Genomic DNA, 1,454 nt, shown 5'->3' on the forward strand with positions numbered 1-1,454 from the left:
CGCCGGCGGCCGCACGCCGTCGGACTTCCCGCTGGCCGCGCTCGATCAATCCACTGTGGACATACTCGTCGGCGACGGGCGGGCGATCGAGGACGTCTACCCCCTCACGCCGATGCAGGGCGGGATGGTCTTCCACGGTCTTTCCCAGACCGAGCAAGGCATGTACGTCGAGCAAGCGACGTTCGTGCTCGACGGCGTCACGGACCCGGCGCGGCTCGCCGAGGCGTGGCAGCGGGTCGTCGACCGGACCCCGGTCCTGCGCACGGCGTTCGGCTGGTCCGGTGTGGAGGAGCCGTTGCAGCTCGTGCGGCACGGCGTGCGGCTGCCCGTCCGTCAGCTCGACTGGACCGGACTCGACGCGGCCGATGAGCTGCGGAAGCTGGTCGCCGAGGACCGCGCGCAGGGGCTCGACCTCGCCGTCGCGCCGCTGATGCGGGTCACGCTCGCCCGCGTGTCGCCGACGGAAGTCCAGGTGCTGTGGACGTTCCACCACGTGCTGCTCGACGGCTGGAGCGTCTTCCAGGTGCTCTCGGACGTCTGCACCGCCTACGCCGGGCAGCCGCTGCCCACCCGGCCGCCGTTCCGGGACTACCTGGCCTGGCTGGCCGGCCACGACCAGACCGACGCCGAACGCTTCTGGCGCGCAGCGCTCGCCGGCGTCGAAGGCCCCACGCCGATCCCGGGCGACCGGGCGTCCGCGTCCGTTCCGTGTTCGTCCGAGTGGCTGCCGGTGCACCTGAGCGAGGCCGAGACCGCGCGGCTCGACGCGTTCGTCAAGCGGCACGGCCTGACCCACAACGTCGTACTGCAGGGCGCGTGGGCGCTGCTGCTGGCGGCCTACAGCGGGCACGACGACGTCGTGTTCGGCGCGACGGCGTCCGGCCGCCCGGCCGAGATCGCGGGCGTCGACGAGATCACCGGCATCTTCATCAACACGCTGCCGGTCCGGGTCGCCGTCGACCGCGGTGCCGGGGTGGCGGCGTGGCTGGCCGGGCTGCAGGCCGCGCAGGCCGAGGCGCGTCGGCACGGCCACCTCCCGCTGGCGAAGGTCCAGGGCTGGGCCGGGCTGCCGGACGGGGTGAACCTGTGCGAAAGCCTGGTGGTGTTCGAGAACTACCCGATCACCGCCGCCGAAGCCGGGCACGGCCTGACCGTGCGCGACCTCTCGGCGCGGGAGACGACCAACTTCCCGCTCACCGTCGTCGCGTCGCCCGGCCGCGAGCTGGTGGTCGACTTCGGGTACGACCCGGCGCTGTTCGACGCGTCGACGACCACCCGGCTCGCCGGACACCTGCTCACGCTGCTGCGGGAGCTGACCGCAGACGGCGACCGGCCGGTGGGCGCCGTCCCGCTGCTCTCCCCGGCCGAGGAGCGGCTGCTGGGCGAGTGGGCGGCGACCGGCGCCGAGCCGCCGTCCCGCTCGCTGCCGGAGCTGTTCGCGGAGCAGGTCCGGG

1 protein-coding gene is annotated in these 1,454 nt (G+C 73.9%); it reads left to right on the forward strand.

What is annotated here, in order from left to right:
* Nucleotides 1-1,454, forward strand: a 1,454-nt coding sequence (locus G3I65_RS20260; RefSeq protein WP_239071322.1) for a condensation domain-containing protein, incomplete at both ends; no start/stop codon positions are given.

Source organism: Amycolatopsis sp. SID8362, assembly GCF_010550475.1.
Lineage (GTDB): Bacteria > Actinomycetota > Actinomycetes > Mycobacteriales > Pseudonocardiaceae > Amycolatopsis > Amycolatopsis eburnea.